This is a genomic window from Nocardia sp. SYP-A9097, assembly GCF_009649815.1.
Taxonomy (GTDB): domain Bacteria; phylum Actinomycetota; class Actinomycetes; order Mycobacteriales; family Mycobacteriaceae; genus Nocardia.
The window spans coordinates 26,073-48,053 of sequence record NZ_WJIC01000032.1 but is presented as its reverse complement, the minus strand read 5'-3'; the positions used below and the strand labels follow the sequence as shown (position 1 = coordinate 48,053).

17 protein-coding genes and 2 pseudogenes are annotated in these 21,981 nt (G+C 67.9%); 12 read left to right on the top strand and 7 right to left on the bottom strand.

Annotated elements, in window-relative coordinates:
- The first annotated feature begins 213 nt into the window (after positions 1-213).
- The 4 genes from GFY24_RS42580 (at position 214) to GFY24_RS35365 (ending at position 5,629) form a co-directional block, all read left to right on the top strand.
- A complete protein-coding gene (locus GFY24_RS42580) occupies positions 214-504 on the top strand; it encodes a WS/DGAT domain-containing protein (protein WP_309231713.1) in 291 nt (96 codons plus the stop codon).
- A gap of 136 nt (positions 505-640) precedes the next feature.
- Positions 641-1,939, top strand: coding sequence for an ABC transporter substrate-binding protein (locus GFY24_RS35375; RefSeq protein WP_153809467.1), 1,299 nt, complete (start codon positions 641-643; stop codon positions 1,937-1,939).
- Position 1,940: 1 nt separating this feature from the next.
- Positions 1,941-3,767, top strand: a complete 1,827-nt coding sequence (locus tag GFY24_RS35370; RefSeq protein WP_153809466.1) for a hypothetical protein — start codon at positions 1,941-1,943, stop codon at positions 3,765-3,767.
- Entirely contained in the window at positions 3,764-5,629 is a 1,866-nt protein-coding gene (locus tag GFY24_RS35365; protein WP_153809465.1) for a tetratricopeptide repeat protein, read from the top strand. The genes GFY24_RS35370 and GFY24_RS35365 overlap by 4 nt, the downstream gene beginning before the upstream one ends.
- Here the strand turns inward: GFY24_RS35365 and GFY24_RS35360 are convergent.
- Complete coding sequence (locus GFY24_RS35360) at positions 5,610-6,251, bottom strand: TVP38/TMEM64 family protein (protein WP_375336150.1); 642 nt, start codon at positions 6,249-6,251, stop codon at positions 5,610-5,612. The genes GFY24_RS35365 and GFY24_RS35360 overlap by 20 nt on opposite strands.
- Positions 6,252-6,819: 568 nt before the next feature.
- On the opposite strand from GFY24_RS35360, the gene mutA reads away from it, so the two are divergent.
- The 3 genes from mutA to meaB are packed head-to-tail and all read left to right on the top strand — an operon-like array spanning position 6,820 to position 12,025.
- A complete protein-coding gene (mutA, locus tag GFY24_RS35355) occupies positions 6,820-8,679 on the top strand; it encodes a methylmalonyl-CoA mutase small subunit (protein ID WP_153809463.1) in 1,860 nt (619 codons plus the stop codon).
- 2 nt (positions 8,680-8,681) lie between these two features.
- The gene (gene scpA, locus GFY24_RS35350) at positions 8,682-10,934 is read left to right on the top strand and encodes a methylmalonyl-CoA mutase (RefSeq protein ID WP_153809462.1); all 2,253 of its coding nucleotides are present in this window, start codon (positions 8,682-8,684) and stop codon (positions 10,932-10,934) included.
- Entirely contained in the window at positions 10,931-12,025 is a 1,095-nt protein-coding gene (gene meaB, locus GFY24_RS35345) for a methylmalonyl Co-A mutase-associated GTPase MeaB (protein ID WP_153809461.1), read from the top strand. The genes scpA and meaB overlap by 4 nt, the downstream gene beginning before the upstream one ends.
- A 13-nt stretch (positions 12,026-12,038) precedes the next feature.
- On the opposite strand, the gene GFY24_RS35340 is transcribed toward meaB, so the two are convergent.
- Complete coding sequence (locus tag GFY24_RS35340) at positions 12,039-13,013, bottom strand: alpha/beta hydrolase family protein (RefSeq protein WP_153809460.1); 975 nt, start codon at positions 13,011-13,013, stop codon at positions 12,039-12,041.
- Between the two features lie 177 nt (positions 13,014-13,190).
- On the opposite strand from GFY24_RS35340, the gene GFY24_RS35335 reads away from it, so the two are divergent.
- The gene (locus tag GFY24_RS35335) at positions 13,191-13,700 is read left to right on the top strand and encodes a GNAT family N-acetyltransferase (RefSeq protein ID WP_153809459.1); all 510 of its coding nucleotides are present in this window, start codon (positions 13,191-13,193) and stop codon (positions 13,698-13,700) included.
- Between the two features lie 9 nt (positions 13,701-13,709).
- Here the strand turns inward: GFY24_RS35335 and GFY24_RS35330 are convergent, their stop codons facing one another.
- A complete protein-coding gene (locus GFY24_RS35330) occupies positions 13,710-13,856 on the bottom strand; it encodes a hypothetical protein (protein WP_153809458.1) in 147 nt (48 codons plus the stop codon).
- A 344-nt stretch (positions 13,857-14,200) separates the two neighbouring features.
- Here GFY24_RS35330 and GFY24_RS35325 point away from each other — a divergent pair, with 344 nt between their 5' ends.
- The 4 genes and pseudogenes from GFY24_RS35325 to GFY24_RS35310 all read left to right on the top strand — a co-directional run bounded on the left by GFY24_RS35325 (position 14,201) and on the right by GFY24_RS35310 (position 18,714).
- Entirely contained in the window at positions 14,201-15,682 is a 1,482-nt protein-coding gene (locus tag GFY24_RS35325) for an MFS transporter (RefSeq protein ID WP_153809457.1), read from the top strand.
- Between the two features lie 53 nt (positions 15,683-15,735).
- Positions 15,736-16,943 (top strand): annotated as a pseudogene (locus GFY24_RS35320) (SulP family inorganic anion transporter).
- A gap of 156 nt (positions 16,944-17,099) precedes the next feature.
- Positions 17,100-18,098: an Acg family FMN-binding oxidoreductase gene (locus GFY24_RS35315; protein WP_153809456.1), complete on the top strand. Its 999-nt coding sequence runs from the start codon at positions 17,100-17,102 to the stop codon at positions 18,096-18,098.
- A 94-nt stretch (positions 18,099-18,192) separates the two neighbouring features.
- A complete protein-coding gene (locus tag GFY24_RS35310; protein ID WP_153809455.1) occupies positions 18,193-18,714 on the top strand; it encodes a hypothetical protein in 522 nt (173 codons plus the stop codon).
- Between the two features lie 155 nt (positions 18,715-18,869).
- Here GFY24_RS35310 and GFY24_RS35305 read toward each other — a convergent pair.
- From GFY24_RS35305 to GFY24_RS35285, 4 genes and pseudogenes are all read right to left on the bottom strand, one after another.
- A pseudogene (locus tag GFY24_RS35305) lies at positions 18,870-19,577 on the bottom strand (erythromycin esterase family protein); the annotation flags it as partial.
- Complete coding sequence (locus GFY24_RS43920) at positions 19,462-21,015, bottom strand: site-2 protease family protein (RefSeq protein WP_375336148.1); 1,554 nt, start codon at positions 21,013-21,015, stop codon at positions 19,462-19,464. The gene GFY24_RS43920 and the pseudogene GFY24_RS35305, both read right to left, overlap by 116 nt.
- A 16-nt stretch (positions 21,016-21,031) precedes the next feature.
- Positions 21,032-21,226 carry a hypothetical protein gene (locus tag GFY24_RS35290; RefSeq protein WP_153809452.1) on the bottom strand — a complete coding sequence of 65 codons (195 nt, stop codon included), beginning with the start codon at positions 21,224-21,226 and terminating at the stop codon, positions 21,032-21,034.
- Positions 21,227-21,258: 32 nt separating this feature from the next.
- The gene (locus GFY24_RS35285; protein WP_153809451.1) at positions 21,259-21,912 is read right to left on the bottom strand and encodes a DUF2267 domain-containing protein; all 654 of its coding nucleotides are present in this window, start codon (positions 21,910-21,912) and stop codon (positions 21,259-21,261) included.
- Positions 21,913-21,981: the final 69 nt, after the last annotated feature.

The window sequence follows — 21,981 nt, the reverse complement described above, 5'->3', positions numbered from 1 at the left end:
GCAGCCACCACATGTGAATGTCGGTGCGGCCCGGGTGATGTCGGTCCTGGTTGGTTCCCGGCTATGGCGGCCGGGTCCGAGTGTCGAGCGGGTCGCCGACGGGCGGGTGCCCGATCAGGTGCGGGTCGCTGTGGCGCGGGCGGTGCCACGGTCGGTGTGCTCCCGGTCCCGCACTTCCGAGCCCGCGGGCAGGTCGATGCTCCCTTCTTCCGGATGGCCGCGTACTACCCTCAGCGTGCGGTCACCGCGCCGGCCACGAATATCCCTGGCCCGAGGCAGCGACTGGCCATGGGCGGCCGGTCGGTGGTGGAGCTGTGGCCGTGCATTCCGATCGCCTTGCGCATGCGGACCACGGTGGCGATCCTGAGCTATGGCGACCAGCTGACCTTCGGTATTACCGGCGACTACGACACCACCCCCGACCTGGACGCTTTGGCCGGGCAGATCGCGGCCGAGATACCGGTGCTGCTCGCGCACGCGCGCCGGGGCGGATCCCCGGACTGACCGATCGGGTATATGGGCGGCAAGGGCTTTCGGTGCGCTCCGATTTGATCAAGTCGCTGACCGGAAACGTGAGCGGCGGTAAGGTTTTACCTGCTCGTCGGTGGGCCGAAGTGCGGCCCGGGCGGGCGGGGCGGGTATGGCGACTCGGAGAGCGGTGCTGCGTGCGGGTGCGCTGCTGCCACTGACCGCCGCATGCGCGCCCGCTGTCTTCGGCGCTCGTTCGGACGCGGTGCGTATCGCGGTCTCGTGGGGCGGTTCGGAGTTGGATGCCTTCGAAAGTGTGCTCCACGCACTGGGATTCGAGCATCCCACCGAGGTGATTCCGCTCGGCGACGATATCGGCACGGTCTTCGGGGCGGGCCGCTCGGCCCCGGATATCGTCATGCTCCCGCAGGCCGGGCAGGTGCGAAAACTCGCCGAGCACGGGCGGCTGCGGGCCTTCGACGACGCCATGTGGACCGCCGGGGGTAACGCGCAATACGCCGATGGTTGGCGGTCACTGCTGAAAATACCCACCGCCGGGGACCGGTTCTACGGTGTGCCGTTCAAAATGGCCTGCAAATCGCTCATTTGGTACGACCGGCCGTGGTTGCGGAAATTCGGACTGCCAGATCCGGAGACCTGGTCCGTGCGCGACTGGCCCGTTCATATGGACGCGCTCGCCGGTAGTGGCGTGAGCCTGCTCGCCCTCGGCGCGGCGGACGGCTGGGTGCTGACCGATTTCTTCGAGAACGTGCTGTGGGCCGAATACCCCGAAGCCTATGACCGGATGGCGAATCCGGCGCTGTGGCTGGACCCACGCGGGCAACCGCCCGCCGAAATCGAATCGGTGCTGCGCGATCTGGCCGCCGTCTGGAGTCACCGGCACGCCTTTCCCGGTGATATCGGCAAAACGCTCACCCGCCAGTTCCCGGACGCCGTTCGCGATGTGTTCCAGCATCATTCGGCGATCATGGTGGTCGCGCCGGACTTCGCGGAGCCGATTGTGCGCGGCTGCGTCGCGGCCGCCGAATTGGACGGCACCGTGGGAGTGGCGGCCTTCCCCGGCGCGCGCGGTTCCGGCGGTGCTCCGCTGATCGCGGGCGGTGATGTCATGGTGGTGACAGATTCGGCGAAAGACAGTGCGATACAACTGGCTTCGCTACTCGCTCAGCCCACCGCGCCGCTGCCGTGGATCACCCGATACGGCGGTTTCGTCGCGGCCAATCAGCGCACACCGCGGGCGTACTCACCTCTGATCGCCCCGACCGCCACCCGCTTCGAACAGTGGACCGCCTTCGATCTCGGTGACCGAATCGGTTCCAGCGGAGGGCGTTTCGAACTGTGGCGGGTACTCACCGAATTTCTCACCCAGCTCGATACCGGTGGCGTGGACTCCGCGGTACGCCACACCGCCGCCGCCATCGATGCGCTACAACGGCGGCGAGGGGACTGAGATGGACGCACTGCATTCGCACGGACTCGATCTGGAGCTGGCCCCGCGCCGACTCTCCGGCCCGCTGATCCCCGGACGCCATCCCCGCAAATGGATCGGGGTTGTCATACTCCTACCCGCGCTCGGCTTGATCACGATCTTCGTGGTCGCCCCCGCCCTGGCCACCATCTGGTTCGCGGCCGGTGCCCGGCCCGGAATCACGGCGGGTTGCGGATTGCTGGTCCTGGCCACGATTCCACTGGCCGTCGCGCGTCAGGTGATCGACCATTTCGGTTGGCCCGCACCGGCATTCCACCTCTGTGCGGTCCTCTGGGCGCTCGGCGCGGGCGCGGTGGGCCTGGGAATGATCGGCCGCGGCCTCACCCCGGACGGGCTGCGCGCGTACCTGCTCACCATCGGCTGGGTGGGCTACGCCGCCGTGCTGGTGCTGTTCGCATTGGGTCTGGCCTGGATCACTCGACGGTTTCGCTGGACCTGGCGGCCGCTGATCCTGCCCTTCGGTATCTCGGCCTTCACCTCGGGGATCGCGCTGCGCCTACTCTTCGACCGGGTGACCGGGGATCGGGAACTCGGCGGTGTGGTCGTCTACCGCATCGCCTTCGGAGTCATGCTGCTGCTGGCCTTCGCCTGGACCTGGATGGGCCTGCTCACCGGTCTGTTCCGCGCCGCCCTGCGCGCCATCGACGCCGATCCGGTGCGGGCCGGAGCGCTCTACGATAACACCGAGCCGCACTTCGCGATTCGCCTGCTGCGCCTGGTGCAGCCGGTCTGGTTGATCGCGTTTCTGGTGGTCGGGGTGGCGGCCGCGCGGGTGTTCGATGCCATTCTGGCGGCGGTGCTGCGGTCCATGCAGTATCAGATCGACAGTGCGACCGTGTACTGGTGGCGCACCTCCACGGCGTGCGGGCCGTGGTGCGGTGAGGCCGCGGCCTACGCCCTGCCGCTGGCGGTGGTGCTCGGTCTGGCCGCGCTGTGGGCGCAGGCGGGGATTCGCGGGCATCGGATGAGCTGGTCGGCGGTGATCGCTCGGCAACCCGAAACCGGCAGGGAGCGAACGAGTCTCGGTCAGGCCGTGGTCGTGGTGCTGTTCACGGGCCTGTCGCTGGTCCCGATCGGCATGCTGGTGTGGCAGGCGCTCGGCAGCTCCGGCCGCGCGGTCCACGATGAACTCCGCACCATCGGCCAGGACGGTGCGCTCCGGCGGGCGCTCGCCACCAGCGCGGGTGTCGCCCTGCTCGCCACCTTGATCGTGCTGCTGGTCGCGGTGCCGGTGGCGCACCGGCTGGCCGCCGTGCGCGCGGGTGCCGGTGCGCGAATCGTGGTGCCCTGCTTGGTGATTCTCACCGTGCTGCCCGCGCAGATGTATCTGGGTCCGCTGCACGATGTGATCAATGCGTGGGGTTTCGCGGGCACCCGGGTGCCGTTGATCTTCACGCACGCGGCGGCCGGACTACCCATCGCGATTCTCATTCTGCGCGGTGCGCTGCTCGCGCCCGCCTACACCCCGGCCGCCGACGCGCTGTACGGCCTGGCCCCACCGCGCGTGGTCGCCGGGCGGGTACTGCGCGCGGTGCGCCCGGCCCTGGGCGCGGTCGCGGTACTCGAGTTCATTCAGGTGTGGAACGACTTCTTCATCGGATTGCTGATCAGCGGTGCGGGCGCGAGCCCCTGGTCACTGCTGCTGTGGGGCGACACCCGCCAGTTCGAGCAGAACTCGGCGCAATTGGCGGCCGGTGCGCTGGTCTCGGCCATTGTGCCGGTGACACTGCTGCTGCTGTTCTGGCGGCGCTGGCTGGTGCCGGGACTCACCGGGGGAGCGGTGCGATGAGTCCCGGCGATCCCGATGCCAATGTCATCTCGACCCCGAAATCCGGGGTGCTGCAACGCATTCTGGGCGGCACGGTGGTGGCGGGCTCCGGTCTGATCGGTGAGCTGACCCGCGTCTCGATCACCGACGCGTTCAAAGCCAATCTCGTGGTGACGCTGCTGTCGGGAGTGCTCGGCTGGGTGGTCATGCCGCTGTTCGTGATCGGCGGTTTGATCCTCGTCTTTCGCGCCACGGCGGAGGTCGGAGCGCAGCGGCGGGTGAAACCGGTGCAGCTGCCCGAATCGGGCGGTCCGTGGCCCGCGCCCGTCGAGCCCGTCGCGGACGCGGCCCTCGATGGCTATCGGGAGGCCGCCGTCCTGCGCGAATTACCCGTGCGCGATTTCGAAATCGGGATTGCGCTGCATGTACTGGGTGCGATGGCAACGGCTCGAGCCCGTCTGCCCACCGGATCCGCCGCGCCCGAGTACGAAACGGAAACCGCCACGGCATTATTCGCGGAGCTGGTGCGCCGGGGCGTGCTGATGGCGATCACTCCGGGCAGGTGCCGAGTGGCCGCCGTTCCCGTCGCGCCCGGTGCCGCCGAGGTGCGCGCACTCCCGCAATGGCGGGCCGCCTGCTACGAACTACTGTGCCGTCGCGCCGAACACGCGGCGGGATGGGCTGCGGCATTGGATGATTCGGCCGACTCCGCCGCCGCGCAGCGCTGGTTCCGGGCCGAGGAACCCCGACTACGCGCAATCCTCGACAACTCCGCGGGCATCCCCGAACTGACCCGGGTGCGGGTGGCAGTCCCGCAGCTGGCGACCCTGGCCGACGCCCTGGACTCCTGGTACGCGCGAATCGGTAAGGGCGAGAACGACACCGGAATGGCCACCGTCATGGACCGGATAGTCTCGGCTTCGCGGCGCGGCACACCCGCGGCACGGCGCTGGGTGCCGACGCTCAGGCGGTGGATGCGCACCCTCGGACGCAGGGCACCGACTCTGCGGCGATGGGCAGCGCCCCCGGTGCGATGGACGCTGGCTTTGTGGCGGCGAACCGCGAGGCGGGGCGGTTCGGGGTCGGGCAGGTTTCCGGGAATCGGGGAGCTCGCCCGGATTCGCAAGGATCCGGCTTACACCCCGCCGCACCACATTCGGCCGCGCCCCCTGCTGACGAACCTGCGCGCCCGCGCCGGTCACCGCTGGGCACTGGCCGAACTGGACTCCACCACACCGCAATTGGATCGAATCGCCACCGCACTGGAGGCCGCCTGGTGGCGATTGCCGCGCGAGGACACGGCCGGGGAGGTGTGCGCGCTGCTGAATCTGGCGCTCGTACATCTGCGGCAAGGCCGCCTCGCCGCCGCCCGCGATCGGCTCGAACTGGCCGAAACCCTCGCCACGGGCGGACACGATCCGGCCGGGCTGGCACATGTGCACGAGGTGTTCGGCGTCCTCGACTGGGCGGCGGGCGCACCCCGCCAGGCGCTGCGCTGTTGGCAAGCGGCCCTGGGGGAGTGGCGCGATCTCGACGATCCCCTCGGCATCGCCCGCTGCCTGCAACACCTGGGCTCGGCCGCGGTACTCGACCCGGCGCTCGGCGCGTACCTCCTCGACCCGTCGGGCGACGGCCGGGCCGATGAGGTGCTGCGCCAGGCCACCGGATGGCTGGCGCACGCCCGCGAGCTGTATCCGAGCGCGCGGTTCGCGCAGGCGTATTCGGATCGCGCCGCCACCGCATTGCGCTCGCCATCCGGATCGATGCGTCGCGGTGTGCGACCGCTGCGCCGCCTCGACCGCTGGCCCCTGCACCCGGTCGAGGACGGCACCGATGTCTCGGGCGGCTCAGCCTCGGACGGTTCTACACCGGCTCCGGCGTAACCTCCGGCTCCGGCACCGCGACCCGGGCATCGATAATCAGTCCCAGCACACCGACCGCCAAACCGGCTGCGGTGAGGATCAATTGGCCCGGGGAGGTTTTGCCGGTGAGTGCGTCGCCGAGCAGGACCGTTCCGATGGTGCCGGGCAGAATGCCCAGGAAGGTCGCGGCCAGGTAGGGCTTCATTCGGACCGAGGACAGGCCGGCGCAGTAGTTGACGACAGAGAATGGCGCGAAGGCGATGAGCCGCAGTGATCCGATGGCCAGCCAGCCGCGCCGGGCCAGCCGTGCGTCCACCGCCCGGACCGCGGGGTGGGTCAATCGGGCGCGTACCCGATCCTGGTCGAGTGCGCGCACCAGCAGCAGTGCCAGTACCGCGCTCAATGTGGTTGCGCCGACGGCGATTCCCAGGCCCTCGATCGGGCCGAACAGCATGCCCGCGCTCAAGGTGAAGATGGTGCGGGGAAATGGCACGATACAGACGAGGGTGTGCACCGCGAAGAACACCAGCGGGAGCAGCGGGCCGACCGAATCCGCCCAATCCCTGATCTGCTGTGGTGCCGGATGCGGGGCGAAGGTGGCCAGTCCGAACAACAGCGCGAGTCCGAGCAGCGCCGCCAGCACCCGAGGTTGGCGAAGTCGGCCGAGTAGTCCGGCAATCCCGCCCAGTCTTTCGCGAATGCCGCCGACCTCCTCGTGCACAACCTGCGTTTCAGCCCCGGACTTTACCGACTCCGCCGGTATCGAAGGGAACCGCATCGCGACCTACCTCGGGGAAGAGGGCCGGGATTCCTTCGCGATCTACCTCTGCGAGGCCGGCGTGGACGTCTTCGCGACGTACTCGCGGGTGCGCGCGGCGAGCCGCTGTCGGCGCGTGGTGTCGGCCGCATCCTGGTCTGTGGGAACGTGATTGCGCGTTTCGGTGGCGGCGCAGAGTATTTCCGGAAGGGCGGGAAGCGCACGAGTGTCCCCGTTGACCTGCCCGGACTCCGGTTCGTCAGGTCGAGGGGCAGTTGTTGGCGCGGTGCCAGGTTACCGGCGGGTAGTGAGAGCCAATGGACGGGAATCACAATCGTCCCGCTAGCATCAGGGTAAAGACGAGGAATGCTCGTTAACTGAAATGGCCCTTGAGCAGTGCGGATGTAGTGCAAACCGGTCGTTTGGTCAGTGAGTGGAAGAAGGAACAGCAGCTATGCCGATTGCTTCAGACCCGGACACCGATCCGGTGCCCGGGTACGCCGCCTGGCGCAAGGGTGTTGCCGGAGTGCTCGCCAAGGCCCGCAGGGTCGAGGTCTCGGAGCTTCCGGACGAACCGGAGAAGCTGCTCGCGGTCACCACATATGACGGCCTGACCGTCAACCCCCTCTACACGCGTCGCGATGAGCTGCCCGAGCAGCCGCTGCCGGGCGCCTTCCCGTTCGTGCGTGGCGGTGACGCCACCCGTGATGTGCACCGCGGCTGGTTCGTCAGCCAGCGGTTCGGCGGACCGGACGGGGCCACTGTAAACCTGCAGATCCTGGATGCGCTGGAAAACGGTGTGAGTGCTGTCTGGTTGGGTGTCGCCGACCGCGGTGTGCCGGTGGATCAGCTGCCCGCGGCCCTGAACGGCCTGCTGTTCGAGCTGGCCCCGCTGGCCCTGGATGCCGGGCCCGCCGCGGCAGAGGCTGCGGCCCAACTGTTTTCGGTACTCGACGGCTATGAGGTCGCCGACCGCACCGGAATCCGGGCCTCGCTCGGCGCAACCCCGCTGACGAGCCTGTTCGCCGGCTCCTCCGCCATCGACCTGGACGGAGCCGTCGCGCTCGCGCAGCAGGCCGTCGCGCGGCCGGAGAGCATTCGCGCGATCACCGTGTGCGGCATCGCATTCCACAACGCCGGCGCCTCCGCCGCACAGGAACTCGGCGCGGCCATCGCCGCAGGTCTGGAGTACCTGCGCGCGCTCACCGACGCCGGGGCCGATATCGCCGATGCGCTGGACCAGTTGGGATTCCGCTTCGCGGCCACCGACGACCAGTTCGAATCGATCGCCAAATTCCGTGCGGCCCGCCGTCTTTGGGCGCGCGTCGCACACGTGGTCGGTGCCCCCGACTACGGCAACGCACCGCAGGAGGCTGTCACCTCCGCCGCTATGATGACCCAGCGTGATCCGTGGGTGAACATGCTGCGCACCACCCTCGCCGCCTTCGGCGCCGGTGTCGGTGGCGCGGATGTCGTCACCGTGCTGCCCTTCGACGACGCCCTGCCCGCCGGGGAACTCGGTGTGTCGCAGGCGTTCACCGAGCGCATGGCCCGCAATACCCAGCTGCTGCTCCTGGAGGAGTCGCACCTGGGTCACGTGCAGGACCCGAGCGCCGGTTCCTGGTATGTCGAATCGCTCACCGATGAACTCGCCGCCAAGGCATGGGAGTTCATGCAGGAGATCGAGCGCGCGGGCGGATACCTCGCCGCACTGCAGGCGGGACTGCTCGCCGAGCGCATCGAGGAGACCCGCGTCAAGCGCGATTCCGATGTGGCGCACCGCAAGTCGGCCGTCACCGGCGTCAACGAATTCCCGAACCTGGGCGAGGAGCCGCTGTCCGAGGCGGCCCGCGCGACCAGCCCGATCGCCCGCTACGGCGCGGCCTTCGAAGCACTGCGCAATCGCTCCGATGCCTACCTCGCCGCCAATGGCGCGCGCCCCAAGGCGCTGCTGGTGCCGCTGGGCCCGGTATCGGAGAACAATGTACGGATCACCTTCACCGCGAACGTGCTGGCCTCCGGCGGTATCGAACCGATCAACCCGGGTGCGCTGGCCTTCGACGGAATCGGTGCCGCGGCAACCGAATCCGGTGTGAGCGTGGCGGTGCTGTGTGGTTCGGACGCCCGCTACGGCGCCGAGGCCGGTGCGGCCGCCGACGCCCTGCGCGCGGCCGGCGTGACCACCGTCCTGCTCGCCGGAGCGGAGAAGGCGGTCGCCGACCTGACCGGCGCACAGCGTCCGGACGGATTCCTGACAGCGCGAATGGATGCGGTGACGGCGCTGTCCGGCCTGCTGGAGAAGCTGGGAGCATAGAGATGAGCGATATCAAGCATCTGATCGGCAATTTCGCCGAGGTTCCGCTCGGGGAGCCCGAGACCGCGCCCGTCGAGGCGGCGCAGGTCGAGGAGTTCGTGGCCGCGGCCGCGGCGGCGAATCACTATGCGCCGGAACAGCTCACCTGGGCGACGCCCGAAGGTATCGACGTACCACCGGTATTCACCAAGGCGGACCGCGATGCCATTGTGGCCGAAGGGTATCCGCTCGACACGGTGCCGGGCGTGCAGCCGTTCCTGCGTGGTCCCTACCCGACCATGTACGTGAACCAGCCGTGGACGATTCGCCAGTACGCGGGCTTCTCCACCGCCGCGGACTCGAACGCCTTCTACCGGCGCAACCTGGCCTCGGGTCAGAAGGGTCTGTCGGTCGCGTTCGACCTGGCGACGCATCGCGGTTACGACTCCGATCACCCGCGCGTCACCGGTGACGTCGGTATGGCCGGTGTCGCCATCGACTCCATCCTGGATATGCGGGAACTGTTCGATCAGATTCCGCTGGACCAGGTTTCGGTATCGATGACCATGAACGGCGCGGTGCTGCCGATTCTGGCGCTGTACGTCGTCGCCGCCGAAGAACAGGGCGTCAAGCCCGAACAGCTGGCCGGAACCATTCAGAACGACATTCTGAAAGAGTTCATGGTCCGCAACACCTACATCTATCCGCCCAAGCCCTCCATGCGGATCATCTCCGACATCTTCGCGTACACCTCCGCCAAGATGCCGAAGTTCAACTCGATCTCCATCTCCGGCTACCACATTCAGGAAGCCGGAGCCACCGCCGACCTGGAGTTGGCGTACACCCTCGCCGATGGCGTGGAGTACCTGCGCGCCGGTATCGACGCGGGCATGGAGGTCGACAAGTTCGCACCGCGACTGTCGTTCTTCTGGGCCATCGGCATGAACTTCTTCATGGAGGTCGCCAAACTCCGTGCGGGACGACTGCTCTGGAGTGAGCTCGTCGCCAAGTTCGAGCCCAAGAACGCGAAATCGTTGTCCCTGCGCACACATTCGCAGACGTCGGGCTGGTCGCTGACCGCGCAGGACGTGTTCAACAATGTGCCGCGCACCTGTGTGGAGGCCATGGCCGCCACACAGGGGCACACCCAGTCGCTGCACACCAACGCCCTCGATGAGGCCCTCGCGCTGCCGACGGACTTCTCCGCTCGGATCGCGCGCAACACCCAGCTGCTGATTCAGCAGGAGTCCAACACCACGCGCCCGATCGACCCGTGGGGTGGCTCCTACTACGTCGAGTGGCTGACCCATCAGCTCGCCGAGCGGGCTCGCGCCCATATCGCCGAGGTGGAGGCGCACGGCGGTATGGCACAGGCGATTTCGGAAGGCATTCCGAAGCTGCGCATCGAAGAGGCCGCCGCCCGCACCCAGGCGCGTATCGATACCGGCCAGCAGGCCGTGATCGGCGTCAACAAGTATCAGGCGGTGGAGGACCAGGAGATCGAGGTCCTCAAGGTCGAGAACTCGCGCGTGCGCGTCGAGCAGAACGAGAAGCTCGTCCGCCTGCGTGCTGAGCGGGACACCGTCGAATGCGAGCGGGCGCTGGCCGAATTGACCCGTGCCGCAGCCTCTTCCGAAGGCGGCATGGAGAACAACCTGATGGCCCTGGCCATCGCCGCCGCCCGCGCCAAGGCCACCGTCGGTGAGATCTCCGACGCGCTGGAGAAGGTGTACGGCCGCCATCAGGCCGAAATCCGTACGCTCTCCGGTGTTTACCGCGAGGAGGCCGGCAAGGTGAGCAATATCAGCAAGGCCATCGAACTCGTCGACGAATTCGCCGAAGCAGAGGGCCGCCGCCCCCGCATCCTGGTCTGCAAGATGGGGCAGGACGGACATGACCGCGGCCAGAAGGTGATCGCCACCGCCTTCGCCGACCTCGGTATGGACGTCGATGTGGGTCCGCTGTTCCAGACCCCCGAAGAGGTGGCCCAGCAGGCCGCCGACAATGACGTGCACATTGTCGGTGTCTCCTCGCTGGCGGCAGGTCACCTCACGCTGGTGCCCGCGCTGCGGCAGGCACTGGCCGATGTCGGTCGCTCCGACATCATGGTCGTCGTCGGTGGCGTCATCCCGCCCGGTGATTTCGCCGAGCTGTACGAGGCCGGTGCGGCCGCGATCTTCGCACCCGGCACCGTAATCGCCGACGCCGCAATCGATCTGATCAAGAAGCTGGCCGATTCGCTGGGCCATGAGATCGGTACCGGCGCGGCCGAATGAGCGACGCCGTGCGTTCAGCCGCGGGTGATTCCCACCCGCGGCTGGGCACCACCGCAGGAGTGGGTAGTACGGGCGCACCACTGCCCGTAGCGCCGGCTGCGAAACGGACGATCGATGTCGACCAACTCGCGGCCTCCGTGCGTGCGGGGGAGCGGGCCGGACTGGCCCGCGCCATCACCCTGGTCGAATCCACGCGCGGTGATCATCGCGAACTGGCGCAGCAACTACTGCTGCGCCTGACTCCGGCGACCGATGCGGTGATCTCCAATCGTGTTGGTATCACCGGTGTTCCGGGCGTCGGCAAGTCGACGTTCATCGACTCCCTCGGCATGTCCCTGATCGAACAGGGGCATCGGGTGGCGGTCTTGGCGGTGGACCCGTCGTCGACGCGGACCGGTGGTTCCATCCTGGGCGACAAGACCCGTATGGCCCGGCTTTCGGTGGAGCGCAATGCCTTCATCCGGCCCTCGCCCACCGCGGGCACCCTCGGTGGCGTGGCCAAGGCGACCCGCGAAACCATCGTGCTGCTGGAAGCCGCGGGCTACGACGTAATCCTGGTCGAGACCGTCGGCGTCGGTCAGTCGGAGGTGACGGTCGCCAATATGGTCGATGTCTTCTGCTTCCTGACGCTGGCCCGCACGGGAGATCAGTTGCAGGGCATCAAGAAAGGCGTCCTCGAGCTCGCCGACCTGGTCGCGGTCAACAAGGCCGATGGCAAACACGAACTCGAAGCCAAGGCGGCGGCGCGGGAGCTGGCCGGGGCCATGCGCCTCATCCACCCGCGTGATTCCCTGTGGCACCCACCGGTTATCACCATGAGCGGGCTCAATGGTGTCGGCCTGGACAAGTTCTGGGATACGGTGCTGACCCATCGCAAGGTCCTCACCGAGGCGGGCGAATTCGCGGAGAAGCGCCGCCGTCAGCAGATCGACTGGACGTGGACCATGGTTCACGACGCGCTGCTGCGCCGGCTCGCGGACAATCCGAACGTCAAATCCGTTCGCGCACAGGTGGAATCGCAGGTTCGAGAGGGTTCCCTGACCCCGGCACTGGCTGCCGAGGAGCTGCTGCGAACCTTCGACCAGCACTGAGGCATCTGGCCGACTACACCCCGAGTGCCGCGGCGAACACCGGCCAGGAGTCGTGCAGGTCGTCCTGCCAGTACGGCCAGGCATGGGTGCCATCGCGATAGACCGTGGTGGCGGGGATTCCGAGCGCGGCGAGCCGATCGGTCAGCGATAGGGTGCAATCGTGCACCGCGGTCTCCATGGCGCCACCGATCGCGAGCCGGTCGGCCAGCCGGGGGATGTCACCCGCAATCGAATAATCGTCCGGCGTATCGTGCACGCCCGGAAGGCCGTTGCCCGCCGAAATGTAGAGCGCCACACCGCGCAACCGCTCGGCATTGACGACCGCGTCATTCGCGATCCAAGCGGGATCATCCGGTGGCCACATATTGTCCGCGTTCGCCCCGAACAGCTGTAGCTCCGACCGCACCAGCGCGCGAGCGAACGCGTCATCGGTCCGCGGGCACCCGCTGAACGCCCCCACCGCCTGATACCGCCCCGGTGCCCGCAATGCGAGCGCCAGCGCCGACTCCGCCGACATCGACGTTCCCGCAACCGCATTGCGACCGGTCAGCCCCAACCGCGGACCCAGTACCGCCGGCAGTTCGTCGAGCAGAAAAGTGGACCACTTGTTTCGGCCGAGCGCCGGATCATCGACCGCCCAATCGGTGTACATCGACCCCCGGCCCCCGATCGGCTGGATCACATTCACCGGCTTATCCGCGAAGAACTGCGCCGCATCGGTCCGGTTGGTCCACGGCCCACCGGTCTCACCCCCGTCGATCGCATTGAGCAGATACAACGCGGGCGCGGACCCCTCCGGATGCGAAACCCACACCGGCACAGTCCGATTCATCGCCGCCGAATACACCGTGTACTCGTATTGACGCCCACCGAGCGGCCGAACATCCACAATCGCAGGCCCACCCCCGGGATCAGCCGCCGCCACTGCTGGCATCAGTGCGGCTATCGCGATGGAGAGGATGATCAGGCACATCGACACCTTGCGCATCCCTGGATTATTACCCGGCCTCACCCGGAATCCGGTTATCAGCGCGCGGTGAACGCGGCGGAATCCGCTCCCGAGTATCCTTTCCGTCCGACTGTGGCTATCGACCCGCGACTTCGACGGAGTGTCGAGTCACTCCGATGATCGAGCTGTGCGTCCTGACATGAGATGATGCGCGCAATGGAGATCAGGAGTGGATTACTCGCGGATGCGCCCGCGGTCGCGGCGCTGCACACCGAGAGTTGGCGTACCTCGTACGCCGGGATCATGCCCGCCGAGTATCTCGATGGGCCGCTATACGAAGAGCGCCTTGCCATTTGGCAATTCCGCCTGACGACACCCACCCCCGGCGCGGCGCTGTTCACGGCCCAGGAGGAATCCGAACTGCTCGGATTCGTATACCTGACCCCCAACCCCGACGGCCGTATCCTGCTGGACAACCTCCATGTCCACCCCACCGCCAAACGCCGCGGCCTCGGCACCCGACTACTCCGCCACGCCCAGCACTGGACCCACACCGAACACCCCGGCCACACCCTGTATCTCGAAGTCCTGGAAGCGAACACCCCCGCCGTAGCCTTCTACGAACGCCACGGCGGCAAGCGCACCGACAGCCGCACCGCCCACTTCGACCAGGGCTTCGACCTCATAGAACTCGAATACACCTGGCCCCAGGCCCCCAACTCCTGACCGCCCCAATCAAACTTTGTTCTGCTTGTCGATCAGATAGAGACTCGCGACAACCCCCATCGCGACAACCAGCGGGTAGTGCCCCGCCGTCCCGGCATAGCCGAAAGTCGACACAACGGCAAGAACCGCCATTACCAGAATAAGCATCCGCTTCACGCGCAACCCCCTAGACCAACCCCCAGCTTACGAACCCAACCCCCTTGTCCCACAGCTGAACTCGCCGACTGGCAGCGCACGGCCAGCAGAGAGTCATGGATTCGGCAGCCGTTGGTGAGAGGTACACGCCAAAGGCAGTAGGCCGCGAAGAGCAGTCCCGCCAACCCTTCGCCGGCGGCAGTCCGAGCGCGCACTCCGCAATGCGCCGGACGAGTCATCGGGGCAGTGCTTGGGGGTGATTGTCCGGTGGTGGCCCTTTCGGCGGGTGGCTGTGGGCGGGTGGGGGTTGGTCGGTCGGTCTGGGCACTGCCGCGAGTGTGTGGGGCTGGGTAGGGTCGGCTCTCATGATTGTCTCCGCGGGTGGGTCCGCGACCATTGGGCAGGAACGGGTATGGGGCGCACCTATATTCGTGCTCGGGGGTTTGCAGCTGTTGGTGGTGTTGGACGGGACCGTTGTCGCGTTGGCGTTGCCTAATATTCGGCGAGCTTTGGGGTTGTCCGAGGCGGCGGGTAGTTGGATTGTTACCGCTTATGTGCTGGCGCTGGGTGGGCTGATGCTGCTGTGCGGGCGGTTGGGGGATACGTTCGGGCGCAAGCGGGTGTTCACGTTCGGGGTGGGGATGTTCACGGTCAGCTCGCTGCTGTGTGGGATCGCTTGGGATCCGGGGGTTCTGGTGGCGGCGCGGGCATTGCAGGGGATGGCGGCGGCTATTGCCGCGCCTACCTCGATGGCGCTGGTCGCGACCACCTATGCGCCGGGGAAGGCGCGGAGTCAGGCGTTCGCGGTGTTTGCCGCGCTTACCGGGGCCGGGTCGGTGGCGGGACTGATCGCGGGCGGTGTGCTGACCGAAATCTCTTGGCGGCTGGTGTTTCTCATCAATGTGCCGATCGGTGTGCTGGTTACCGCTGGTGCGCTGGTGTACCTGCGGGAATCGACGGGGGAGCGGACCGCGCTCGATGTGCCGGGCGCGATTCTGGGCACCTTCGGCGTCACCCTCGCGGTATTCGCGTTGAATGAGGCAGGCAATGGTCCGACCCGCCCGCTGGTGACAATTCCGGCGATCGCGTCGGTCCTACTGCTGGCCGCATTTGTTGTGGTCGAGCGGCGCGCCCCCAATCCGCTGCTCCCATTCACGCTGTTCCACAACCCGAATCGCGTCGCCGCGCTGGTTGCCGTCGGCCTCTCCGGGGCGATCATGATGTGCCTGTCGGTCTTCATCTCCATGTTCCTGCAGGGCGTACTGCACTACTCACCCTTGCAGAGCGGAATGTCGGTCCTGCCGTTCGCGGTTTCGCTGGCGGTCGGCGCGACCGTCTCCTCCCGCCTGGCACTGCGGGTCCAGCCCCGCTGGCTCGTGATTATCGCGTGCGCGATCATTCTCGCGGGATGCGTGTACGCGGCAACTATTGTCGATTCCCGGCCCGCCTACTTTCCGGTGATCGTCATCGCCGCCATCACCATCGGATTCGGCTTCGGCTTCGCCGTGATCCCGCTGACCCTGTCGTCCATCGCCGGTGTGCGGCCCGCAGATATCGGCCCGCTCACCGCGCTCTCCCAGGTGGCCCAGAGTCTCGGTGGCGCACTGGGTCTGGTGGCGGTCGGCGCGGCAGTCTCGGCGCGCGTCCGTTCCGAGGGCGGCACCACCGACCCGGCCGCGGTCGCCTCCGACTCCCAGGTACACGCCCTGGCCATGGGCTACGGCGTCGCCTTCCTGTGCTCCGCCGCCATCGCGGCAGTCACCGGCCTGGTGGTCCTGCGCATGCGCTTCACTCCAGGCGATATCGCCGAGGGCCAGGCCGCCCAGGAGTCCGCGCACGCCGGTTGACCGGTTTTTCGCTACCGGGGCACGATGCCGCCACCAGGTAGTGTCGGGATTCGATGAGTGCGGATCCGATTCGATTGCTCCCGGGACTGGAGCAGTTCCGGGGCTATCACCGGGCCTTGGTCCGCCCCGATGTACTCGCGGGTCTCACCGTCACCGCCTACCTGGTGCCACAGGTCATGGCGTACGCGACTGTCGCGGGGCTGCCCCCGGTGGTGGGCGTCTGGGCGGCGCTCGGACCGCTGGCGGTCTATATCTTTCTGGGCACCTCGCGGCAGCTGTCGGTGGGACCGGAGTCGACAACCGCTCTGATGACGGCGGTGGCACTGGCTCCGCTGGCGGGCGGCGACCCGGGACGGTACGCGGTCCGACAATGTGCTCACCGCACGCGCATTCGCGACCAGGCACGGCAATACGATCGACGCCAATCAGGAATTGGCGGCGCTGGGCGTGACCAATCTCGCCGCCGGTGTGTCACACGGTTTTCCGGTCAGTTGTAGCGGAAGCCGAACCACCATCGCCGATGTGGCGGGCGCGCGAACACAGCTGTACTCGCTGGTCACCCTGGTCGCGGTGCTGGCGGTGCTGTTCGGTGCGCGCGGGGTGCTGGCCGCGTTTCCGTCGGCCGCGCTGGGTGCGCTGGTGGTGTACGCGGCGCTACGGCTGATCGATATCGCCGAATTCCGGCGTATCGCGCGATTCCGCCGCAGTGAGCTGGTGTTGGCGGTGAGTACAACCGCCGCGGTGCTGGTGTTCGGTGTGCTGTATGGGGTGCTGACCGCCATCGCGCTGTCGATCCTGGATTTATCGCGCCGAGTGGCCCGCGCGCACGACGCCATCCTCGGGGCTGGCCGGGATGCACGATATCGACGACTATCCGGTGGCGAAACCCATTGCGGGCCTGGTCATCTACCGCTACGACGCGCCACTGTGCTTCGCCGATGCCGAGGACTTCCGGCGGCGTGCGGCGGACGCGGTGCGGGTGGCGGGCGCGACGGCACCGGTGCGGTGGTTCGTGCTGAGCGCCGAGGCCAATGTCGAGGTGGATCTCACCGCGCTGGACGCGGTGGAGCGGTTGCGGGCCGAGTTGGCCGCACAGCACATCGTTTTCGCGATGGCGCGGGTGAAGCAGGACCTGCGTGTGGCCCTCGATGACGCCGGACTGGCCGACCGGATCGGTCCGGACCGCCTGTACCCGACGCTGCCGACCGCGGTGGCCGCGTTTCGTCGCGAAACCCGCTCCGATCCCGCGTCCGGCGCCTGACCGGGCTGCCCGCGCGGGAAGCTGGGGTCCCACGGCCCGGTCGGGGGGTGACCTTGGTCTCTGGGGTGGGTGGGTGACGCACGGGATGCTCGATATACCGCCCACTCCGGGCAACAGGTCCGTGTTCCGGCCCGAAAGATGTTGGGAGAATCTGCGATGACGAGCGCTCACCCCGATCACGACACCATTCGGTCCGCGCTGATGCTGGCACTGCGCGCGCCGTCGGTACACAGCACCCAGCCGTGGCGGTGGGAAATAGGCGACACCACGGTGCACCTGTTCGCCGACGACAGCCGGCACCTTCCGCACAGTGATCCCGACCGCCGCGATCTGCTGGTGAGTTGTGGCGCGGCGCTGCACCATCTGCGGGTCGCGATGCGCGCCGCCGGCTGGGAGACGGTGGTTCATCGGCTGCCGAACCACGCCGAACTGCGGCATCTGGCCGCGATCGAATTCCACCGGGCCACCGCTACCGCCGAAGACGAGCGCCTGGCGCGTGCCATCGAAACGCGACGCAGTGACCGCCGCCGGTTCACCTCGTGGGAGGTGCCCGCGGGTCAGATCGCGACGATGGTGGCCGCGGGCACCGCGCCCGGCGTGCAGGTGCGGGATATCGATTCCGAGGAGCAGCGCACTCTTCTGCTCCGAACCTTCACCGAGGCTCGTGCGGTCCACGAGCACGATGCCGCCTACAACAATGAGCTCGCGTTCTGGAGCGGCCGCCACGCCGCCCCCTACGGTGTGCCCGCCCGCGCCGCGGTGCTCGCCACCGACCCGACGGTGCGACCCTTCGCCGATCCGGAACTGTCCGAGGCGATCGTGCACGACACCGACGAGGCCGCGCGAATGCTGTTGGTATACACCGCATCCGACTACGAGGAGGACCGGCTGCTGGCCGGTGAGGCGGCCAGCGCGGTGCTGTTGACCGCCACCGCACACGGCCTGGCCACCTGCCCGCTGAGCGAACCACTGGAACTGCCGCGGCTGCGGCAGCGGATCCGTACCGAACTGCTGGACGGCTTCGGCCATCCGCAGCTGATCATCAGAATGGGCTGGGCCGCAACCAGTGCCGACCCCGTACCCGCCACCCCCCGGCTTTCCCTGAACGAGGTCGTGCGTCCACTGTCGGCGCTCGATCCGAACTCCGCCGAATAACTCTGTTCAGAAAGAGTGGTGACATGCGATGTCGCGCAATCCGATACTGCCCGTCCGAATGTGGCGGTTGGCGCCCTGGAATTCCAATCCCCTGATGCGAAGTTCGGACCGCATCGAAGGCACGCTGCGCCTGCTGGTGATCGTGATCATGCTGGCCATGGTCCCGGTCGCCGGAGCCTTCGGCACCGCGCGCTATACCGGTGCGCTGGAACAGATTCGGTCCGAGAACGCGGCCAAGACACAGGTATCGGCGACCGTGCTGGACAAGCCGGTGGCCGCCGGGAACAGCGGCCCCTACCGCGCCGCAGACCTGGAGGCGCCGGTGCGCTGGACCCGGGACGGCGACTCCGGCCAGGCGACCGTGACCGTGCCCGACACCGCCGCCATCGGGTCGACATTGCCGGTATGGCTCGGTCGGGACGGGAAACCGACCACCGCGCCGAGGCCGCCCGCGGCCGCGGTGAGCTCCGGAATCGGTGCCGCGGTGGCGATCCTGCTGCTGAGCTCGCTGTGCGGGCTCGCTGTGGTCTGCTCCGTCGACTTGGCGCTGGGTGCGCGCCGCCATGCCCAGTGGGATTCCGAATGGCGCGGGATCAGCAGGCCGATCGGCACCTAGCCGTGCGCCCGCCGGGAAAGGCTTGCAGCACAAGCGATCAGCGCTGGTCAACGTAGTTGCACCGACCAGCGCATTCGCGTGCGCGCTGCCCGATCTAGGTATGGTCCGGACAACCCGACCCGAGTACGGCTGCGGCAGACGAATGCCGGGGACGGTCACAGGCCGCTCGGATAGGTTTCCGGTGTGCTGCCCGCGATCCAGGTGCTGGAGGGGGAGAGGGGCTCGAGGGCGGTGGTGTGATCGATGTGGACGACAGCGTCGTAGCGGTCGGCCGCCCGGGTGTGGAAGTAGTGGCTCTGTCGTTCGGTGGCCGGCTGGTAGATGACGCCGATGGCGCGCTCCAGCCGTGGGGTGCGCAATACGGCGGTGGCCTCGTCCGAGGCGTCGGTGCGTAGGAAGAGTTCGGGAATGCCGGTGTCGTGCAACAACTCCTCGATGCTGCTGGGCAGCGCCGGGCGGACGGTTTTGCGTTCGGAATCCGCGCCCCAGCTGCTCGCCGCGGTCACGGTGCCCGAGCTGGTGGTGAATCCGAGGGTGCGGCAATGCTTTCCGTGCCGTTCCCGCATGAGCTGTCCGAGCGAGAGCTGTCCCTCGGCGGCCATTTCGGTGGCCCGGGCATCGCCGATATGAGAGTTGTGCGCCCACACCACGATTCGGGCTGGATCGCCGGGGCGGTCCAGATGCCGGGCCAAGGCGTCGAGGGTGTCGGCCATATGCTCGTCGCGCAGATTCCAGGACGTGACCCGCTCACCGAACATGGCGCGGTAGTACGCCTCGGCATCGCGCACGGACCAGGCATTGCGCAGCGCGTCGAAATGCGCGTCGCCGTCCTGGGTTCGGGTGAGTTCGGTGGCGGCGCGCTGCGCGCACGAGATCGTCATTGAGCACGATACGTCCGCCATCCGTGAGTGCGCCGATGGCGAATTCCGGATTGCCGGGCGCACCGAGCTTGCGCACGATCAGGGTGTCCAGGGGTGCGTCGAGAGCGGCGGCGACCTCCCAGGCCACCGGCACCCCGCCGCGGGCCAGACCCAGGACGATCAGGTCCGGATCGCCGCGATAGTGCGCGAGTAGTTCGGCCAGCACCCGGCCCGCCTCGCGGCGATCGTGGAACAGTGGTTGCGGCTCCTCCCGGAGCCGGGGTGCGGTGGTCATCGGTCGGCCTTGCGGGACACGGCGATCGGGAGGCCGAGGGCGGAGCGGTCGCAGGCCAGCACCAGATCGGTGGCGGTGAGCATGCCGGTGAGCCGACCGCCCATCGACCACCAGGACGGCATCGAGATTGGGGCGCAGGATGATTCGCGCGGCCACATCGGCGAGTAGATCGTCCGGTGCGGCGATCGCGGCCGCGGGCACGTGGCGGGCGATATCGCCGAGCCGGGTCGAGGGGCGCGCCGGTTCGGGAATCGCGGCCAGATCGGACCAGGCGAGCACACCACCCGGATGACCGGCCGCATCGACCACCGGGAACACCCGGTGCTTGGTCTGCGCGGCCGCGGAGCCCAGCATGCTGGGAATGGACCAGTCGACCGGGACCGCCATCGGTTCGGTGGACATGACCTCGCGCACCCGGGTGTCGCCCAGATTGTGCCGCAATCCCGCAAGCACCGATTCGGACTGTGCGGCCGAGCGCAGGAACCAGCCCAGCAACACCAGCCAGAGACCGCCGAACTGGCCGACCAGGATCACCTCCGCGATACCGGCCAGGATCAGGGCCAGGCCGAGGGTCTGGCCGCTGCGAGCCGCGGTACTGGCCGCGCGCAGCCGGTCGCCGCCGCGCCACCACAGCAGTGCGCGCAGCACGCGTCCGCCGTCCAGGGGCGCACCGGGCAGCATATTGAATACGGCCAGCACGGTATTGACGGTCGCGAGCCAGATCAGCATGGCCGTGACCGGACCGTCCGGCGAGATGAGCGCGGACGCGCCCGCGCCCAGTGCCGCGCCTGCGGCCAGCAGCAGGCTGGTGCCCGGTCCGGCGAGCGCGATCTTCAGATCGGCGCGTGCGTCCCGAGGTTCGTCGGTGAGCTCGGAGACCCCGCCCAGCAGCCAAAGCACAATGCCCTGGACCTGAACGCCATTGTGGCGCGCCACAATCGAATGCGCGAGCTCGTGCGCGACCAGGCAGGCGATCAGCGCGAGCGCCCCGCCGGCGGCGGTGGTCCATACGATGACCGCGCTACCGGTCCCGGACAGGTACACCCCGAGTATCCAGGTGAACAGCCCGACGGTGACCAGCGCGGACCAATGCGCCGAGATCCGTACCCCGGCGATGCGGCCGAGCGGGAGAGATGCCTTGAACATTGCGAATCCTTCTGGCTCAGAATGGAAAACCGGTACGGGGACGGGGGCGCTGGGGGCGAATATCGGCGGGCATGAGCAGCAGCAGAAGCACCGGCGCGGCCAGGAGCAGCAGTGCGAAGAGCATGCTGATCGCCGGCGCTCCGGCCAAGCCCAGCCCGGCGATGACGACGGGCAGGGCCAGAATGAAAAGAGGGGCGTGGCGGATGGTCATGGTGACTGCCTTCGTGTGAAGTGCCGGTCGAATCACAGGGATTCGGTCGCGGCTCCGGTCAGACCCTCGGCGAGCAGAATGCGATGCGCGCGCTGTGCGGCGGAAACCTGTGCGGCGGCGTCGATTTCACTGCCGGGCAGGGTCTCCAGGCCGGTCGCGAGCGCGGCCACGGCCTCGGCGAGCGCGTGGATTTGCTGCTCGAGATCCAGCGGCGCGATCGGCTGGGGCGGTGCGGCCGTGATATCCCAGACCGTCTTGCCGAATTCGGCGCCGAGCAGCACGTAGCGCAGTCGTGCCGGAATCTGCGCGAGCACATGATCGAGTTGGCCGGGGGAGAAGAGTTCGGCGAAGGCATCGGTGACGAGCCCGGTCAGCGCCGTCGCCTCGGTAACGGAAACACCTGCCTCCCTGGCGAATTGAGTCAGGAATGAGGGCACGTCATGTGGTACCGGGACGTGACCGGGGATCCAGCCCTCATAGAAGACCCCGCGCAGCAGTTCCGGCAGTTGGGCGCTGAAATGCGCGGCGGCGTGCACGCCGAGCCGGTCGCGCACGGTATGCAGCCAGGCGCGCACCGCCCGATGGGTGAATATCCGATCATCGGTATCGAGTCGACCGGCGACGACCGCAAGCCATTCGTTGGCGGTGCGCACCGCGGGGGCGAAGGGGTCGGTGTGATGGCTCATGAGGCAAGCCTGGCTCCGCGGGTGGGATCGGACACAGGGTCGAAGGTCCTGGTATGCAGGGCAGAAAGC